Annotated in this window: 14 protein-coding genes and 1 pseudogene; 5 read left to right on the plus strand and 10 right to left on the minus strand. The window is 58.4% G+C overall.

Annotation, left to right across the window (positions count from 1 at the left end):
• Positions 1-19 precede the first annotated feature (19 nt).
• The 4 genes from ACX3YF_RS28845 to ACX3YF_RS28860 are packed head-to-tail and all read right to left on the minus strand — an operon-like array spanning position 20 to position 5424.
• Positions 20-1246, minus strand: a complete 1227-nt coding sequence (locus ACX3YF_RS28845) for a hypothetical protein (RefSeq protein WP_458974706.1) — start codon at positions 1244-1246, stop codon at positions 20-22.
• 8 nt (positions 1247-1254) lie between these two features.
• Positions 1255-2100 (minus strand): hypothetical protein, encoded by an 846-nt coding sequence (locus ACX3YF_RS28850; protein ID WP_458974707.1) that lies wholly within the window; start codon positions 2098-2100, stop codon positions 1255-1257.
• A 31-nt stretch (positions 2101-2131) separates the two neighbouring features.
• Complete coding sequence (locus ACX3YF_RS28855) at positions 2132-2692, minus strand: hypothetical protein (protein WP_449105126.1); 561 nt, start codon at positions 2690-2692, stop codon at positions 2132-2134.
• Positions 2689-5424, minus strand: coding sequence for a hypothetical protein (locus ACX3YF_RS28860; protein ID WP_458974708.1), 2736 nt, complete (start codon positions 5422-5424; stop codon positions 2689-2691). Before ACX3YF_RS28860 ends, ACX3YF_RS28855 begins: the two co-directional genes overlap by 4 nt.
• An 893-nt stretch (positions 5425-6317) precedes the next feature.
• Between ACX3YF_RS28860 and ACX3YF_RS28865 the strand changes: the two genes are divergently transcribed.
• Positions 6318-6629 carry a DUF6124 family protein gene (locus tag ACX3YF_RS28865; protein ID WP_449105124.1) on the plus strand — a complete coding sequence of 104 codons (312 nt, stop codon included), beginning with the start codon at positions 6318-6320 and terminating at the stop codon, positions 6627-6629.
• Between the two features lie 99 nt (positions 6630-6728).
• On the opposite strand, the gene ACX3YF_RS28870 is transcribed toward ACX3YF_RS28865, so the two are convergent.
• From ACX3YF_RS28870 to ACX3YF_RS28880, 3 genes are read right to left on the minus strand one after another with little or no spacing between them, the layout of a single operon-like run.
• The gene (locus ACX3YF_RS28870; RefSeq protein WP_288100182.1) at positions 6729-7580 is read right to left on the minus strand and encodes a helix-turn-helix domain-containing protein; all 852 of its coding nucleotides are present in this window, start codon (positions 7578-7580) and stop codon (positions 6729-6731) included.
• Between the two features lie 53 nt (positions 7581-7633).
• The gene (locus tag ACX3YF_RS28875) at positions 7634-9052 is read right to left on the minus strand and encodes an aminotransferase (protein WP_458974709.1); all 1419 of its coding nucleotides are present in this window, start codon (positions 9050-9052) and stop codon (positions 7634-7636) included.
• Positions 9053-9082: 30 nt separating this feature from the next.
• Entirely contained in the window at positions 9083-10186 is a 1104-nt protein-coding gene (locus ACX3YF_RS28880) for a polyamine ABC transporter substrate-binding protein (protein ID WP_458974710.1), read from the minus strand.
• 232 nt (positions 10187-10418) lie between these two features.
• Between ACX3YF_RS28880 and ACX3YF_RS28885 the strand changes: the two genes are divergently transcribed.
• From ACX3YF_RS28885 to ACX3YF_RS28900, 4 genes and pseudogenes are all read left to right on the plus strand, one after another.
• A complete protein-coding gene (locus ACX3YF_RS28885) occupies positions 10419-11201 on the plus strand; it encodes an enoyl-CoA hydratase (protein ID WP_458974711.1) in 783 nt (260 codons plus the stop codon).
• Positions 11198-12379 carry an acetyl-CoA C-acyltransferase family protein gene (locus tag ACX3YF_RS28890; RefSeq protein WP_130209258.1) on the plus strand — a complete coding sequence of 394 codons (1182 nt, stop codon included), beginning with the start codon at positions 11198-11200 and terminating at the stop codon, positions 12377-12379. Before ACX3YF_RS28885 ends, ACX3YF_RS28890 begins: the two co-directional genes overlap by 4 nt.
• Before the next feature lie 246 nt (positions 12380-12625).
• Positions 12626-13747 (plus strand): HlyD family secretion protein, encoded by a 1122-nt coding sequence (locus ACX3YF_RS28895; RefSeq protein WP_458974712.1) that lies wholly within the window; start codon positions 12626-12628, stop codon positions 13745-13747.
• Positions 13744-15335 (plus strand): annotated as a pseudogene (locus tag ACX3YF_RS28900) (DHA2 family efflux MFS transporter permease subunit). The gene ACX3YF_RS28895 and the pseudogene ACX3YF_RS28900 overlap by 4 nt, the downstream one beginning before the upstream one ends.
• Before the next feature lie 24 nt (positions 15336-15359).
• On the opposite strand, the gene ACX3YF_RS28905 reads toward ACX3YF_RS28900, so the two are convergent.
• The 3 genes from ACX3YF_RS28905 to ycaC form a co-directional block, all read right to left on the minus strand.
• Positions 15360-15800, minus strand: a complete 441-nt coding sequence (locus ACX3YF_RS28905) for a carboxymuconolactone decarboxylase family protein (protein WP_196585375.1) — start codon at positions 15798-15800, stop codon at positions 15360-15362.
• Between the two features lie 142 nt (positions 15801-15942).
• The gene (locus tag ACX3YF_RS28910; protein WP_458974713.1) at positions 15943-17385 is read right to left on the minus strand and encodes a mechanosensitive ion channel domain-containing protein; all 1443 of its coding nucleotides are present in this window, start codon (positions 17383-17385) and stop codon (positions 15943-15945) included.
• Positions 17386-17596: 211 nt separating this feature from the next.
• Positions 17597-18223, minus strand: coding sequence for an isochorismate family cysteine hydrolase YcaC (gene ycaC, locus ACX3YF_RS28915; protein WP_130209266.1), 627 nt, complete (start codon positions 18221-18223; stop codon positions 17597-17599).
• Positions 18224-18226: the final 3 nt, after the last annotated feature.

Below are 18226 nucleotides of genomic sequence, written 5' to 3' on the forward strand. Positions count from 1 at the left end.
AGCACTACATACGAGACTTCTATTTCAAAGGTGGCGATATCGGCATCAACACCATGCTCCAGACCCCAGTCCCAGCAGCGCCGCCACTGAAGATGAATTGCGGTCCGGCACCGCGTTGAATCGTCTGCGCCCCACCGGCAATCGCCAGCCAGGGTGAAACGCACCTTGGATCACCAAGTGCTGCATCGAGATCGCACAGCCCCTTCTTCTTGACCAACATCGGCACCTCACACAATACGCTCGCGATGGCGTCAGCCCGTTGTCCGTCAATACCCACTCGCCAAACCTGCTCGATTGATGTCGATTCAAGTGGCACCCAATCAAGGGCCTGGCGCGTCGCGTAAAGCAGGTCATCGGAGGTGGGCGTTCGCTCCTGCTCCGGGCGGTGAAGGTAGGCTATCGGTGGCAATGTGGTTTGCGTCAGACGGTTACCAAACAAAACCCCGACGGCGGCCTCCGCCGTGCCTTTAGGCTGCTGCGGCGCAAACTGCACGGCTATCACCAGCAACAAGGCAGAATCGCCAATACGGTGGTCGAGCCAATAGTCCAGTGCTGCCAGCCCGTGTCCATCGACGGGGCTAGCGGGCTGGCGAATGCCAGATTCGCGCCACGCCTGTTGCCAAACCCGGCGCCATTGGATCTCCTGCAAACGGGTATCGACGTCCAGCAACAGGGCCAGCGGTTGATCGGCAGGCAACTGCGCCAAAGTTGGCGTCAGGTCGGCGAGCGTCTGCGCCAACACACTCAGCAATATTGCTTCCGGATTTTCATCTGTGTCGCTCGATAAACAACTATGGCGAAATGTCTCCCCATCTATCCTCGATGCTTGCGCCTTCAGCGCCTTCGTCCCATTCAGCAGAGCGTCCAGTTGCATTGCCGGCTCTTCCGCAGATTCTTGCAGTGCAGTCTGCAAGCTCACCCCCAACACCTGTTGTGAACGACGCCCCTGACGAATCTTGTGGAACAGGTCTTCTTCACGAGCTTCATCCCAACCATCGGCGGCACTTTGTCTGCCGATGTGCAACACCACTCGCCCAAAAGCCAGTACGCACCAACACAGAATTGGAATGCCCAAGGCCAAGAGCCAGAAATCCGGTGGCCGCTGGAGTAGCGATTCATCGCCGAACAACAGCGTCGCTACTACACCCAGCAAACAAAACAGCAACAACATGCCGAGCCAAAGTAAAAAACGAGGGCGTTGAGGGCGCAGTGCGAGAGGAGGAATTTTATCTAGTTTGATTGGCATGTCGTCACCTAACTCCCCGGAAAATTTATTGACTTACACTGTGCCCATTTCGTAATTATCTTTATCTTTGATTGGTAGGAAACCTTGCACCATCCGGCCATCGAGTCCGTCACCAAGACTGTGTCACCATCGATTAAGTACATCTTGGTTGGACTCTGTTGCACCGGCTCAGATCCGCCATCATAAAGAAATGTTTTCTCCAAAACGGTACCTGTGATTTCTTTGTCAGCAGTGATGGCATGAAATAAAGGCGACCAAACTGCTTCTTCAACACTTTTTTTGTCTTTGTATGGATAAATATAAGCTGATCGTCCTTGCTCATCGACAGAGTCTCCGCCCAAGTCAAAAAAACGAGTACGTTTTTTGTCGAGAAGCAAAGTGTCGCCCTCCAGGCCAATAACACTTACATCATAGATATCACTTACCGGATCCCACGCTCTTGGCGTTTCCATGCGATGGATCACGAACAGCATTTTTTCGTCCATCCCATCAACTGGAAGAAAAAAAGCATCGGTGATTTTTCCTTCCGTACCCGCATATGGAAATTCATAAACAAGCTTTGGGTTCTCAGATGAAATAACTGAATAAAGAGATATTTCATCAGGATCACGGGGTAACTGCCCTTCGGTTTTTACATCCGCTTTTGTGTAGATGAAACATGCTTTCACCCCATATACATCCATGGAGTTATAAGCTTCCCGAAGCCCAATGCCTCGGCACTCTTCATTGCTCGCTATTGCCGTCGACCCAAGCAAACAAACAACAACCCCAACCATTTTCTTTATTTCGCATCCGTGACTGTGCCAAAGCGATTTGACTTTATTTAAAGAAAGCCTCCTTCTACGTGAACTCATAAACAGTCTCGCAACGTATGTCCTGGTCAAGTCAGTTATCCGCATCAGGCATTTTAGCTTCACCAAGCTCTATTATTGGTATGCCTTGATATGCGTCAGTGGTTAAGTAGCTCACGCCCGGGAGATTACAGTCCTTATTGAAAATCTTCTCACTTTGTTTTCTGACAACAACTTTGTGGCTAAAGGAGTTTAGGCGCTCGATTGAATAAAGGTATTTTCCTTTTGCAAAGCGAATTGCTGCTCCGGTACTTTCAGGGTTTCTCGAAGTGTAAATTGTGAATACTCCTTTTGGAGGTATTTTTTGTTCTGGATATTGCATTTCTATTTTTGCCGGGCCAACGCCGTATGAGGGCGTCCCAAAGCGATACTGTACATAGCCACTATCCGGAGATGTATTGGACTTTGCGCAAATGGAAGCGACTTTTCCTATGTAGCTGTATTGATCCAAGCTATCATTAAAGGCGCAACTAATATAAATATCCTCTCCTTCCGTGCACATTGTTGTTTTTATATCCACATATGGATCTTTCGCCCAAGATTTAAGATTTATGGAACACGCTACAACTAAACAAGTGATCAGTATTTTTTTCAATTCAAAGTACCCCTTCTCGATAGTTCAATGAAGTTCTCTCTTCTATCTGGGTAGCTCTTAGTATGTTTATTTACAATGGCGGTTATTGTGTCCACAATTTCTGGGGCGTCGCCCTTGTCGGCTATTTCATGCAGTCTATTATTTAACCAGAAACTTGCTGCAGATCTGATCGCGTATTTCATCTCTAGTAATAAGTCTGGATCTACAATAAAATCAACGCGCTCACTTGGCCAATTCGCTGAAAATTTTGAATGCCAAAGTTGAAATTGCGTGTAGTTGTGTCGTCCTGTCAACTGCTTCATACCGCGCCCTCGATACTTCCATCCATCACCGCTTGAAATACCTCGATTGCCAAGTTCTTCGCGTCCACCATAAGCGCCATTGGCGATAGCCTCATAATCGGATCGGGTCATAGGCAGGCCGTTTTCTTTAATTTTTCCTCTCCGTACTTTGTATCCGTATCGCCTCGCTTCTTCCGGGTTATTCCTGAAATAGCTAAACATATTAATCAGCGCGTTGGCCTCATAGCTAAAATCCTCATCTACCGTTAAATTCACCCCGGTTTCTTCTTGGATTTGCGCAAAAAAATGAGTTCTTCGCAGCGGCGTATCTAATTTGAAAAAATCGATGTTTGCGTTTAACTCGTCAGCGATTTTTTGCAAATCACCGTGTCGATCTTCACCGAGATTCGGATAAATGCTTTTCATGACCTCAAGGGAAAACTTAAATCGGTTATCACAAAAAATCCCCATCAACCCAATCGGATGAAAGTGATAAGCACTCCCCCAAGAAGGCAGCCCCACCTTTTCCGCGACGTCTCGCCACCATCCCAACTGCGCGATCCGCTGCTTTTCCGCCAGCCAATTCAAGTGCGGTGTCGAACCGCTATGGCCGAGCAACTCATCCAGTGCATCCCATACCTTCGGCTGGTGAAACCACTCGCTTTCCTTGTACAGAATCATCTGCGATATCGACTGCGCATGAGCCGGTCGTTCGAGCGCTGCTTTGAGTTCAGTGGCCGTCATCTTGCCGTCGCGGTTGCGGCCAATGATCTCGTACAACCGGCTCTTCATTGGGCCCTTGTCGTCTTTTTCGGCGATGGGACGATAACGCTCCTGTTGTGCGTCGCTGAAACCGTCAACGGCACTGAGAAAAGAGGCCAACAAGTGTTTCGGTCTGCTGTAGTCGATGATGACCTTGTAGCCTTCCCAAGCCCATGAACTGAACCATGGTGTAACGCCCACCTCTTCACACACCCAGCCGTGGAGCAGGTCGTTGTTCTTGTCGTGTAGCAGCCCGTCCAGGCGATACCATTGGCGGGCGTTGTGGCTGTCGCCGGCGGGTACGTGGATTTTTCGCTCGACCGGCAGGCCATCCAGCAGGCTTTTGGGCACAAGCAGATCCGCAGCACTGAGCGGGCTGGATACACTCGACGCCTGCAATTGCGAAGCGGTGACATTGCCTTCAGGCGGCACTACGGGTGTGCCCTTGGCCAGTTTCAGCCAGGTTCTGTCTTTTTTCGGCAGGCGCTTGGCCCACGCGCGACTGGCGTCGATAAACGCCTCGACGTCATCACCACTGAACGTTTCCAGGTGCAGCCTCTCGTCCGGCTGGTCGGCATTGCAGCCCTGATATTGACCCAGGTGCCCAATCAGATCCCCGGCCTTGATCGGCACAGGCTGGTCGAGCACAACGATTCGATCCGTCGCCTGCGGTTCCTGCCCGCCTTCCAGTGAGTCGAAATGCACGTACTGGTGGACGCGCTCCAGCTTGCGGAACTCGCCCTCGCCGCTGACCGTGACGACGGTGCCAGTCGGCAGCTCTAGCAATATCGGGCAAGGAACTTTCGGTTCAGCGCGAACATTGACCCACTCTTTCGACGAGGTGATCCGATACTCGTTGCCAGCCATCGGTTGCAGAAGGCTGGCGTGAATGTAGCCCGCCAGCGAACCGTCAGCGTTGATCAGTTCGGCCGGACCCGGACGGTTTTCCAGCTTGCGGTAGCGTCCGGTACCACTGATGGTCACCTCTGCGCCGCGCGGCAGCAGGTCAATCACTTTGCCGTGGTGCTCCGCGTGACGCACGTTCAAGCCGGGCTGCTCCGGGTGGCCGGGACGGATGTCGTTGGCCGTCTGTTTGACCCGCAGGGTTGGGCTTTGCGGCCAGAACGCCGGACGTGGCACGGCGGGAGCGTGCCGATAATCCGCCCAGTCCTGCAGGTGCATGTACAGGCTGTAGAAGGTCAGGCTGGGCGGTATGTCCTGACTGCCTTCGATCTTCGGCGGCTGCAACCGATGGCGCACCAGCACGAAGTTGCGCGAGAACGGTTTCGCGACGGGGATGGTGTTGACGAAATGGGTCGTCGGCGCGTGCGTATCGATGCGGTAGGCCACCACTTCACCGTCAGCCAGGCAATGCACGCTGGACTGATCCAGAATGCCGGCGGTACCGCCATCGAAATGTACGCCACCGTGAAACAGCCCGCCGCGGCCTAGCGGGTAGTAACCGGCAGCGGCATTGGCCATGTGAGTCAACTGCGCCAGCGGATCGCGTTTGTCCTTAAACGGGTGACACCAGTTTTTCAGAGGCGGCAATGTGGAAGTATCGAATTTCGGGGGAGCGGGGGCTGGCCGGGTATCGCGTGTTGGCAAAATCGGGTCGCTCGGCCCCTCCCAGCGCGCGCCCCTGCGGTTGTTGTGTAATCCAAACAGTCGGGCAAGCAAACTGGCCATGTTGAGTGTCGCTCCTTGTTCTGGAAAAGAGATCAGGCAGAGAAATTTGGAAGGTCCATGGACTTGGCGTCGTGCTTGGTCAGTGGCGAGAGCGTCGGCATTTGCAGCTCTTGCTTGGCCGCACAGGTGTACGCGACAGGATGTCGAGGGTGGCGTCGAGGCCGTAGATGTGGAGTTTGTGGCGGCTGTGATCGAAGAAAATGCGCGGGGCGTTTTTGCAAAACTCAGACCTCCCTGGCCTGTTTGAGGTGCACGGGGACGCTTGTTTTCCACCCTCGTTCAAGCGCGAGACAGCTTTCACGAAGGTGATAAGGGTTGAAATAGGAGGTTTCCGAGGGTGGCGTAGGAGGCTTCCGTATCTACATGCACCGGGGCTGTAGGATTTTTTGGTGGTGGTGATTGCCTGGGGTGAGGGGGCTTGTTGGCTTGCTGCACCGGCGCAGCCGTAGTCATGCTTGGATACAGTGTACTGCCGAGGAAATGCCGGGGCCGCTTCACCGCCCAACGGGACGGTGCGGCGATCCGACGAGCTCCCTTGCCACAGATGCTCGTCGCTCAGCCGCTCTCAAGGTTACTTCGTGAAAGCCACAGCGCCTTGCGTCGTTGCCTACGGTTACGCCAGAATCCGCCGGCTTGTGCGCCTCGGGGCTGCTCGGTAGCTTGATTCGCGTCACTGATGGTCAGTGATCGGGTTTAGTAGCCCGGCTCATCTTCTGAAACGGTTGCACAAGCGTCCCTCAGTCAGACGTACGTCTGCACTTGATGGTAGCTGTGCGCATGGCGTCCTCGGATGCGCCGGGTTTGGAAGGTAACCGGTCTACTAACTTGCGCACAGCTGCCACCCTTTCGTTTAGTAGCGAGACAGGCTGCAGCTCTAACGAGAGATACCTTCCATGTCTAAACCAACATCAAGTTCGCCGGAAACCGATCGGGCAATATCTTCCGACCGCATCCCCTCCGCCGCCGACATCCGCGCCACGCCTCGTAAACTCTGCACCATGTTCATCGTCAATTCGGAACTCGACACCGAATCCCTGTTGGCACACGCCTGCGAATCATTGGCGTCGGCCAATGTCATGACCCTGGATCTGGCGGATCGTACGGAGGGGACAAGTCGCAATACGCTGCTGGGTATTGCGCAAGTCATCATGCTGGGCGAATTGGCGGTGAACCGGGCGCTGGATCGGATTGATCCGCGCGAATAGACGCTCAAAAGAACAAAAGATCGCAGCCTTCGGAATAGCTCATTACGTACCTTCCTATATGAACGATGAGCGATGCCGCAAGCTGCGGCTTTTGGACTTTCAATGTTTGCGCAACCACTCGATAAACAGCGCAAACAACTCCGACTGCGAACCCACCTCCAGTTTCAGGTACAGATTCTTGCGGTGCATGCGCACGGTTTCCGGGGAGATGCCCATCTGGCTGGCGGTGGATTTCACCGAGTGGCCGCGAAGCACCATGTGCGCCACTTCCCGCTCACGCTCGGTGAGCACATCGCACCCGAATTGCTCGAATGCCGACTGCACCCGGTGCTTGAGATCATCGCGCAGGCCTTGATCGTTATTGCTCTGGATTTCGTGACTGCGCAGCAGGCCACGCTGACTGAACTCGCTGACAAACTCGCGCACCAACGGTTCGACGGCGCGCAGCAGGTTCAGCTGATCGACCCGCAGGCATTCCCCCCCGAAACCCTGGAACAGGCTGACGGAGATCTTGGTGTCGTTGCCCGTATCGACGATGTAGTAACTGTCTTCTGAACAACCCGCCTTCAGGTAATAGGACTTGTAGTAGTCACTGTCGAAGAAGTTGTCCGGGGCGATTTCCTCCAGATGATAGAAGCCTTGCGCCAAGCCATGCTCCACCGCCAGGCAAAACGGATCGAGCAGGTAGCCCCCGGAAAAATAGCGGTCGAGAATCGAGACCTGGTATTCCTGGGCAATGCCGCGCTGATGCAGCAACCGGGGCGCGCGGTCCTTGTGCTCCAGGCTGATCATCATCGACTCGATGGACACCAGTTGCGCCAGGGCGGACGCCAGGTATTGCAGGGCGTCAGGCTCGTCGACATGGGCGAATGCCTCGCGCATGCCCCCATGCCATTTGTGCAACGCCCCGAAGGGCATTGCGATCAGTGTGTCGTCGTCTGGTTTGCTCATGCCCCGCAGTCTAGCGGGTGCGCCGGCCCTTGGTAAAAACCTGACGGAAAGACTCATTGGCCGAAATACTGGCCACTCTGCTCCAGCTCGGCCGCCACTTCGAGGATGCACACCCGCAGGATCTCGACAATTTCGTCGACCTGGTCATAGGTGAGAATCAACGGCGGCGACATGACATTGAGGTGCATGATCGGCCGCACCAGCAAGCCCCTGGCCTGTGCCCGCACATGGATTTTCTCGCCGATGTTGATTTCATCGGCGAACAACGCCTTGGTGCGTTTGTCGGCGACGAACTCCACGCAGGCCATCAGTTTCTGGCAACGCACATCCCCCACCAACGGCAGATCCCTGAGCGTGGCCAGGCGCTGTTCCAGATAGCCGCCGACATCGTCGACATGGGCCAGCAGGTTTTCCCGCTCGATGATTTCAATGTTCTTCAGCGCTGCCGTGCAGCACACCGGATGACCGCTGTAGGTGAAGCCGTGGGTAAAGCAGCGGCCCTTGCCGGGCTCGGCGATGACTTTCCAGATACGGTCGGAAAAGATGCACGCCCCCAATGGCAGATAGGCGGAGGTCAGGCCCTTGGCGGTGGTGATGATGTCGGGTTGCACATCGAACACGTCCAGGGAGGCGAAAAACTTGCCCAGGCGCCCGAACGAAGTGACCACTTCGTCGGCAACGAACAGGATGTCGTAGCGCTGGCACACCTCCCACATGCGCTTGAGATAACCCTTGGGCGGAATGATCACCCCGCCCGAGCCCATGATCGGCTCGGCGAAAAAGCCGGCGACCTTGTCCACGCCGATCGACAGGATCTTGTCTTCGAACTCCTTGACCAGGAACTCGAGGAACTGCGCTTCATCCATGCCGTCCGGGGCGCGGTACGGGTTGGGGTTGGACACGTGATGGATCAGCGGGTTGGCGTAATCGAACTCCGGCACCCGGTCGGCGGCCTTGTTGCCGATCGACATGGTCAGGGTGGTCGAGCCGTGATAGGCGTTGAAGCGCGCGATGATGTGTTTCTTTTCCGGCTTGCCGCGGCAGTTCTGGTAGTACTGGATCAGCCGGTACGCCGAGTCCACCGCCGTGGAACCGCCCGTGGTCAGGAACACATGGTCGAGGTCGCCGGGGGCGAGGCTGGCGAGTTTTTCGCACAACTCGATCGCCACGTTGTTCGACATGTCGGAAAACGGGTTGGAATACGCCAGTTGCCGCACTTGATCGGCAATGGCCAGGGCCATTTCTTCACGGCCCAAACCGATGTTGGTGCACCACATGCCGCCGACGGCATCGAGAAACCGATTGCCTTGGGTGTCATAAATGTAGGCGCCGTCGCCGGCGACGATGTTCAGCGAGCCCTGCTCGGCATGCTCGTCGAACACATGATAGCCGTGCATGTGATGGGCCTTGTCGGCCTTGACCAGTTCAGCCGCTTCGACTGTCGAGAACACTTTTTTAGTTGGGGTAGCCATACAAAAACCTCAAACGAAACGATTGGACGATCAAATCCCGCTTTTCACGGTGCTCCAGACGCGTGTCATGGCTCGCATGTCTTTGGCGTCCTGGGTTTTCTGCGGAAACAGCCGTTGACGAACATTTTCATCGGGGTAAATCGCCGGATTGTTTCGCACGCTGGCATTGAGCAATGGCGTGGCCGCCGCGTTGCTGTTGGCGTAATTGATGAAGTCGCTCACGTCCGCCATCACCTGCGGCTGCATCAGGTATTCCAGAAACCTGTGGGCGTTGGCGACGTGGGGCGCATCAGCCGGGATGTACAGGTTGTCGAACCAGATCAGCGAGCCTTCCCTGGGAATGAAGTACGCCAGGTTGATCTGCTTCTTGGCTTCTTCGGCACGGGCCATGGCCGTCGCGTAGTCACCGGACCAGGTCATGGCCATGCACACGTCGCCATTGGGCAGACTGGTGAGGTAATTGACCGAGTCGAACTTGCGGATGTACGGCCTGACCGACAGCAGCAAGTCCTGGGCGGCTTTCAGGTCCGCCGGGGCCGCGCTTCTCGGGTCGCGTCCCAGGTATTTCAAGGCCATGGGAATGACTTCGGTGGGGGCATCGAGCAGGGTCACGCCGCAGTCGGCGAAGCGCGACACGATCTTCGGGTCGAAGATCATCGCCAGCGAGCCGATCGGCGCGTCCGGCATGCGCTCCTTGATCTTGTCGACGTTGTACGTGACCCCGTTGCTGCCCCAGGTGTAGGGCGCCGAGTAGGCGGTGCCCGGATCGAACCCTTGCAGGTCGTGCAGGACTTTCGGGTCAAGATTGCTCCAGCCCGGCAGCAATTTTTTATCCAGCGGCTGGAAGACCCTGGCCTGGATCAGCGGCGGTGCGAGGGAGGCGTTGAGCACGACCAGGTCATAGCCGGAGTGGCCGGTGAGCAATTTGGCCTGCACGGTTTCATAGGAATCGAACGTGTCGTAGATGACTTTGATGCCGGTGGACTTTTCAAAGTCCGACAGGGTTTTTTCACCGATGTAATCCGCCCAGTTGTACAGCCGCAGCGTATGGCTGTCGTCCACTTCGGCGGCCTGGGCATTGATGATCAACGGAAGAGCAAACAGACTGGAAATCACCCTCAGTGTCTTGCGCATTGCACATTCACCTTATCAAGCGAGTTCGGCTCTGGATGAGCGGTGAACCTACTATTGGGCGATTCGCCAGGCGGCACCATACCCCGAATGGGTGTGTGCGAACCGACTGGCAAGGCCGGGCAAGTCACGGCACATGGCAAAAAGCATCAGGCGGTTTGACCCGTTTTGTCATAGCTGCGGGGTTTGACTGACGCTTAAAGTGGCGGCCGAGCCGACTCTGCAAGAGCCATCCATGACCGACCTGATCAAACATGAACAACGCGATGGCGTACTGACGCTGACCATCGACCGCCCCGACAAGCTCAACGCGTTGACCAACGGCATGTACATGCGCCTGGCCGACCTGTTGTTCGCGGCGGACGAGGACGATTCGGTCGGCGTGGTCATCCTGACCGGTGGCCCGACCTGTTTTTCCAGCGGCAATGACCTGGTGGATTTCCTGCAGCAGCCACCCACGCATCTGGACAGCCCGGCGTTCCGCCTGATGCGCGCCGTGACCCATCTGCAAAAACCACTGATCGCGGCCGTGTGTGGAGCCGCCATCGGCATTGGCACCACCGTGCTGCTGCATTGCGACCAGGTACTGGTCACCCGCAATGCCAAGCTGCGCATGCCGTTCGTCAACCTGGGCCTGTGCCCGGAGTTCGGTGCCAGCCTGCTGCTGCCGCGCCTGCTCGGTCAGGCCCGCGCCGCACGCCTGTTGCTGTTGGGCGAGAGTCTGGACGGCAGCGAAGCGGTGGCATGGGGCCTGGCCAACGAGGTGTTCGACGACGGGGCGCAATGCCTGGCGGCGGCCACCCGTCTCGCCCATCGACTGTTGGCAATGCCTCAGCACGCCCTGCGGCAATCGCGACAACTGATGAAACAGGCCGGCATGGCCGAACTGCAAGCCACCCTGCGTGAAGAGAACCTGCTGTTCATCGAACGCCTCAATAGCGACGAAGCGAAAACGGCCTTGAACGCCCTGCTCAATCGCAGTACTGATAAGAATTCACCGAAAGGAAACCAGCCATGAACACTCCGGAAATCTACGTCGTCAGCGCCGCCCGTACCGCCATCGGCACCTTTGGCGGTTCACTCAAGGACGTGCCGCCGGCCGACCTGGCCACCACCGCCGTGAAGGCCGCCCTGCAACGGGCCGCCGTGGACCCGGCGCTGGTCGGTCATCTGGTCATGGGCAACGTGATCCCGACCGAAAACCGTGACGCCTACATTTCCCGGGTCGCCGCGATGAACGCCGGCATCCCGAAAGAAACCCCTGCTTTCAACGTCAACCGTCTCTGCGGTTCCGGCCTGCAAGCGATCATCAGCGCAGCGCAGACGCTGCTGCTGGGCGATGCCGAAATCGCCATCGGTGCCGGTGCCGAGTCCATGAGCCGCGGCCCGTACCTGCTGCCTTCGGCCCGTTGGGGCGCGCGCATGGGCAACGTCCAGGCCATCGATTACATGCTGGGCATCCTGCATGACCCGTTCCACAACATCCACATGGGCATCACCGCCGAGAACATCGCCGATCGCAACGGCATCACCCGCGAAATGCAGGATGCCCTGGCGCTGGAAGACCAGAAACGCGCCGCCCATGCGATTGCCAACGGTTATTTCAGCGAGCAGATCGCGACCGTGGAAATCCAGGATCGCAAGGGCACCAAGCTGTTCAACGTCGACGAGCATCCACGCGCCACCTCCCTGGAACAGCTGGCCGCAATGAAGCCGGCGTTCAAGAAGGACGGTTCGGTCACCGCCGGCAACGCTTCGGGCTTGAACGACGGTGCCGCCGCACTGGTCATGGCCACCGGCAATGCGGTCCAGGCTAACAACCTGCGTCCACTTGCGCGTCTGGTCAGCTACGCCCACGCCGGCGTCGAGCCTGAACTGATGGGCCTGGGACCGATCCCGGCCACGCGCCTGGCACTCAAGCGCGCCGGCCTGACCGTCGCCGACCTGGACGTGATCGAAGCCAACATCGCCTTCGCCGCCCAGGCCTGCGCCGTCAGCCAGGAACTGGACCTTGATCCGGCCAAGGTCAACCCGAACGGTTCGGGCATCGCCCTGGGCCACCCGGTGGGCGCGACCGGCGCCATCATCGCCACCAAGGCCATCCACGAACTGCACCGCATCAACGGCCGTTACGCCCTGGTGACCATGTGCATCGGTGGCGGCCAGGGGATTGCGGCGATTTTTGAACGCGTCTAAGCAATAGGTCCAAAAAGGCCGGTGATCGCGCAGATCACCGGCCTTTTTCATTCCAGTAAACCCGTAGCGATTCCCTGTGGGAGCGAGCTTGCTCGCTCCCACAGGGTCCTCCAGCGCACACAAAACCTTCTTTATTTCCACTGGACAAATCACCTGACGACCGGCCGCAAAAACCATTTGCCACCAAATATTACATACGTCATATTACGCTCGTAATTAAACGCCGCTTCCGACAGGTAATTCTCCATGACCAGCATGCCCTCCGTTGAACCCGACCTTGCTGTCCCGGTGAACACCCCCAGGTCTCCCCTGCTCAAGCGCCTGCTGCTGCCGACGCTGGGAGTGGCGGCGCTGGTAGTGGCCGGCGTGTATGCCGCGCATTGGTGGACGGCCGGCCGCTTCATCGAAGCAACCGACGACGCCTACATTGGCGGCGACGTAACGGTGATCGGGCCGAAGGTGGCGGGTTACATCGACGAAGTGCTGGTGACCGACAACCAGAAGGTCAAGGCCGGCGATGTGTTGATTCGTCTCGACGCCCGCGATTACCGCGCCAACCTGGCCAAGGCCGAAGGCGCGGTGGCGGCCGAGGAAGCCTTGCTCGCCAACCTCGACGCCACCGAACAACTGCAGCAAGCCGTCATCGGCCAGGCCCGCGCCGGCATCGACGCCGCCGGCGCCGAAACTGCCCGCTCGCGGGATGACGACGCGCGCTACAAAAAACTGGTCGGCAGCAACGCGGTCTCGGTGGAAAGCGCGCAACGGGCCAACGCCACCTTCAAGACCGCCCAGGCCCAAAGCAGTCGCGCCCAGGCCGAATTGCTGGCGGCACAGCGGCAGTTGAACGTGATCGCCACCCAGAAACAGCAGGCCCGCGCCGCGCTGGTCCAGGCCAGGGCCGAACGTGATCTGGCGCAATTGAACGTCGGCTACACCGAACTGCGCGCACCGATCGACGGCGTGATCGGCAATCGCCGGGCACGGCTCGGCGCCTATGCCCAGGCCGGTTCGCAACTGCTGTCGGTGGTGCCTTCCAGCGGCTTGTGGGTCGATGCCAATTTCAAGGAAGACCAACTGGCGCGCATGACGCCCGGCCAGCGGGTGGTGATTCATGCCGACGTGCTCTCGGGTCAGGAATTCCACGGTCACCTGGACAGCCTCGCGCCGGCCAGCGGAGCGCAATTCAGCGTGCTCCCGCCGGAAAACGCCACCGGCAACTTCACCAAGATCGTGCAACGGGTGCCAGTGCGCATCCACCTCGATCCGGCTGACGGCGTGCTCGGCCACCTGCGCCCCGGCCTGTCGGTGACCGCCGAAGTGGACACCCGCAAGGAGCCTGAAGCGCCAGCCGTGGCCAGCGCGCCATGAGTCGCGCCCTCGCCGCCCCGGCGCAACCGTTCAATGCGGCGAACATGGCGACGGCGACCAAGGTCTTCGCCTTCGCCAGCCTGTGCATCGGCATGTTCATTGCGCTGCTGGACATCCAGATCGTCTCGGCGTCGCTGCGTGACATTGGCGGCGGACTCTCGGCCGGCACCGACGAAACCGCCTGGGTGCAAACCAGTTACCTGATCGCCGAAATCATCGTCATTCCGCTGTCGGGCTGGCTCTCCCGAGTGTTTTCCACCCGCTGGCTGTTTTGCGCCTCGGCGGTGGGCTTCACCCTGACCAGCCTGTTGTGCGGCGCGGCGTGGAACATCCAGAGCATGATCGCCTTCCGCGCCCTGCAAGGGTTTCTCGGCGGCTCGATGATCCCGATGGTGTTCACCACGGCCTTCGTGTTCTTCAGCGGCAAGCAACGGGTCATCGCCGCCGCGACCATCGGCGCCGTGGCTTCCCTGGCGCCGACCCTCGGCCCGGTCATCGGTGGCTACATCACCGACATTTCGTCCTGGCACTGGCTGTTCTACATCAACCTGGTGCCGGGGATTTTTGTCGCCGTGGCCGTGCCGATCCTGGTGAAAATCGATCAGCCGGAACTCTCGCTGCTCAAGGGCGCCGACTACCTAAGCATGGTGTTTCTCGCGCTGTTCCTCGGTTGCCTGGAGTACACCCTCGAAGAAGGCCCGCGCTGGAACTGGTTCAGCGACCGCACGATTCTGACCACCGCGTGGATCAGCGGCCTGGCAGGCCTGGCGTTCATTGGCCGGACCTTGCACGTGGCCAACCCGATCGTCGATCTGCGTGCCTTGAAGGACCGCAACTTCGCCCTCGGCTGCTTCTTCTCGTTCGTCACCGGGATCGGCCTGTTCGCCACCATTTACCTGACGCCGCTGTTTCTCGGTCGGGTGCGTGGCTACGGCGCGCTGGACATTGGTCTGGCGGTTTTCTCCACCGGCGTGTTCCAGATCATGGCGATTCCGCTGTATGCCTTTCTGGCCAACCGCGTCGACCTGCGCTGGATCATGATGACCGGCCTTGGGCTGTTCGCCTTGTCGATGTGGGATTTCAGCCCGATCACCCATGACTGGGGGGCCAGGGAATTGATGCTGCCACAGGCCCTGCGCGGGATTGCCCAGCAATTGGCGGTGCCGCCGGCGGTGACCTTGACCCTGGGCGGGTTGGCACCGGCGCGACTGAAACATGCTTGGGGTTGTTCAACTTGATGCGCAACCTGGGTGGCGCGATTGGCATTGCCGCATGCGCCACCATTCTCAATGACCGCACCAACCTGCACTTCACCCGGCTGGCGGAAAACCTCAACAGCACCAACGAGGCGCTCAACCAGTGGCTGTCGCAGGTCGCAAACAACTTCGCCGCCCTGGGACAGAGCGGCGATGTCGGGGTCACTGCCAGCCTGCATCAACTCTGGCTGTTGACCTATCGCGAAGCCCAGACGCAAACCTATGGCGACGCGTTTCTGATGATCGGGGTCTGCTTCGTCATCGCCACGGCGATGGTGCCCTTGATGCGCAAGGTGCAACCACCGGCCGCGCCGAGTGCCGATGCCCATTGAGGCGCATCGGCAGCGACTTGAGGATCAGGCCTGAGGGGTTTTGCGGAAGCCTACCGCCAGGCGGTTCCAGCTGTTGATGGTGCTGATGGCCACGGTCAGGTCGACCATTTCCTTCGGTGTGAACTGGGCGCTGACCACTTCGTAGTCTTCATCCGGCGCGTGGGTCAGGCTGAGTTGGGTCAGGGATTCGGTCCACAGCAGCGCAGCGCGTTCGCGCTCGGTGAAGAACGGCGCCTCACGCCAGGCGGTCACGGCGAACAGGCGACGCGGGGTTTCACCCCCCTTGATCGCATCGGCGGTGTGCATGTCGATGCAGAAGGCGCAGCCATTGATTTGCGAAGCACGCAGCTTGACCAGCTCGATCAGGGGCTTCTCCAGCGGCAGCCTGGAAACTGCGGTTTCCAGGGCGATCATCGCTTTGAGGGCGTCAGGGCTGGCGGTATAGAAATCAGTACGTGGTTGCATGGGATGTGTTCCAGGGCAAGTGGGTGTGTGACTACGTTAGTGCCCGAAGCGCTTTGGACAAATAGCCAATATTCCAGAAGTCGAGGAGGCCACTTGCGCAAGAAGAAAGGTCAACCGCCCCCACGAACCCTGCAACGACCCTTCATACCCGATTACGCAACCAATGCAAAAAACCCGTTTTCTGCACAACCTGCGGCACGTCCTGAGTCAGTGTCTGCGCTTTGTGCAAACGGAAATCCAGCAAGGATTGCATGGCGTCGTTGATGTCGTGACGGGCATCCAGACAAGGTTTGAGGTACTCCTTCTCGATGCGGTAAAGCGCACACGGGGTTTTCGCCGCAAACGCGGCGGGCACCGAACTGTCTTCCAGGATGCCCGCCTCGCCGATCACTTCGCCCGGTCCCATGCGCCCGGATTCGAAAGGCGTACCGTGGCGGTTCAAGCTGACCGTCACCACACCGGATTCAATGATGAACAAATGATCACTGACCTCCCCCGCCGCCAATATCGTCTCGCCGGCACGAAAGGTTTGCAGGCTCATGTTCTGGCTGAAGGTTTCTTTCTCTTCCTGTCGCAAGGTGGAGAAGATCGGTGAGCTGTCGAGCAGCGCCCGTGGCCGCGAGAGGTTGCTCGGCGTGTTGGGTTCCTCGCTCGAGAGCAAGTTGACCCCGGACGCCTGCAAGTGTCGGTAGGCCAGGTCGAACAGTTGATTGCGGACCTCGCGTTTTTCGCTCATCGAGGCGACAAACCCGATGATTTCGTATTCCACGCCGCTGCTGGAGGAGCTTTTCAGTGCCACTTTGGCTGGCGGCGTGGTCAACAGCTTGCGGCAGCCCTGCATCGCCCGCTCAAGGGCATCGATCACCCTGTTCGGCCGGACATGGGGGCTCACCTGCAAACTGATCGAAATGCCGAAAATGTCGCTGGGCCGGCTGAAGTTGACGATCTTGGCCTTGGCCGCCAGCGAATTGGGAATCACCGCCATGCTGCCCTGGGACGTCTGCAGGCGCGTGGCGCGCCAATCGATGTCGATGACCCGGCCTTCGGTGCCGTCAATGGAGATCCAGTCATCCAGTTGATAGGGTTTGGTGGTGTTGAGGACGATCCCGGAAAACACATCGCTGAGGGTGCTCTGCAAGGCCAGGCCGACGATGATCGCCAGCGCGCCGGATGTGGCCAGGACGCCCTTGACCGGCAGATCGAGCACGTACGCCAGGGCCGCGATGACCGCGACCAGGAAAATCACCGCGCCGAGCAGGTCCTGCAACAGTCGCCCGGTATGCCCGACCCGCTGCATCATCGCCGCGCCAATCAACACGGTCAGGGTGCGCGCACCGAACAGCCACCAACCGATCTGCAACCCTGTCGCCGCCAGATGCAATGGCACGTTGTCGGCCCACGGCGCCGGCTCCATCGGATTCAAGCCTTCGTTGAACAGCAGAAGACTGAACAATGAAAAAATCACTACCCGCACCAACAGCTTCCAGCCATTGCGATTGGCACTGACCAAACGCCACAGCCCGAGATCGATCAACACCAGCACCATGGCGCAAATCAGCGGGTGTTCGGTAAGAAAAGACAACATCAAGCAACTCCAGCCCGGAACAATGAACAAAAGATCGCACACATTGGCCCCAGTGTAGGAGCAATTGATTTCCCTTGATCCCGCCTGCTGCACAAAAACAATGTGGGAGCGGTCTTGCTCGCGAAAGCGGCCTGACATTCAACCAATAGTCGACTGTCAGACCGCCTTCGCGGGCAAGCCCCGCTCCCACCGTTGAGGCGTATTGCCGGGATTACTTGTTGTTGGTCAGGGTGTTGTAGCTGGTCATCAGGTTGCGGTAATCCGGGATGTGATTGGAGAACAGGGTCGCCAGGCCTTCCACATCGTTGCGCCAGTCGCGATGCAGCTCACAGGCCAGGCCAAACCAGGTCATCAATTGCGCGCCGGAGGCCGACATGCGGTTCCAGGCCGATTCACGGGTCAGTTCGTTGAAAGTGCCGGATGCGTCCGTCACCACGAACACGTCAAAGCCCTCGGCCAGCGCGGACAGCGCCGGGAATGCCACACACACTTCCGTCACGACGCCTGCGATGATCAGTTGTTTCTTGCCGGTGGCCTTGATCGCCTTGACGAAATCCTCGTTGTCCCAGGCGTTGATCTGCCCAGGGCGAGCGATGTAGGGCGCGTCCGGGAACAGCGCCTTGAGTTCGGGCACCAGCGGGCCATTGGGGCCGGTTTCGAAACTGGTGGTGAGAATGGTCGGCAACTTGAAGTACTTGGCCAGGTCGGCCAGCGCCAGCACGTTGTTCTTGAAACGATCCGGCTCGATGTCGCGCACCAGCGACAGCAGTCCCGCCTGATGATCCACCAACAGAACGGCGGCGTTATCCTTGTCGAGTCGTTTGTATGAAGTCGTCATTGC

The sequence above is a fragment of the Pseudomonas fluorescens group sp. PF-69 genome (assembly GCF_054481235.1).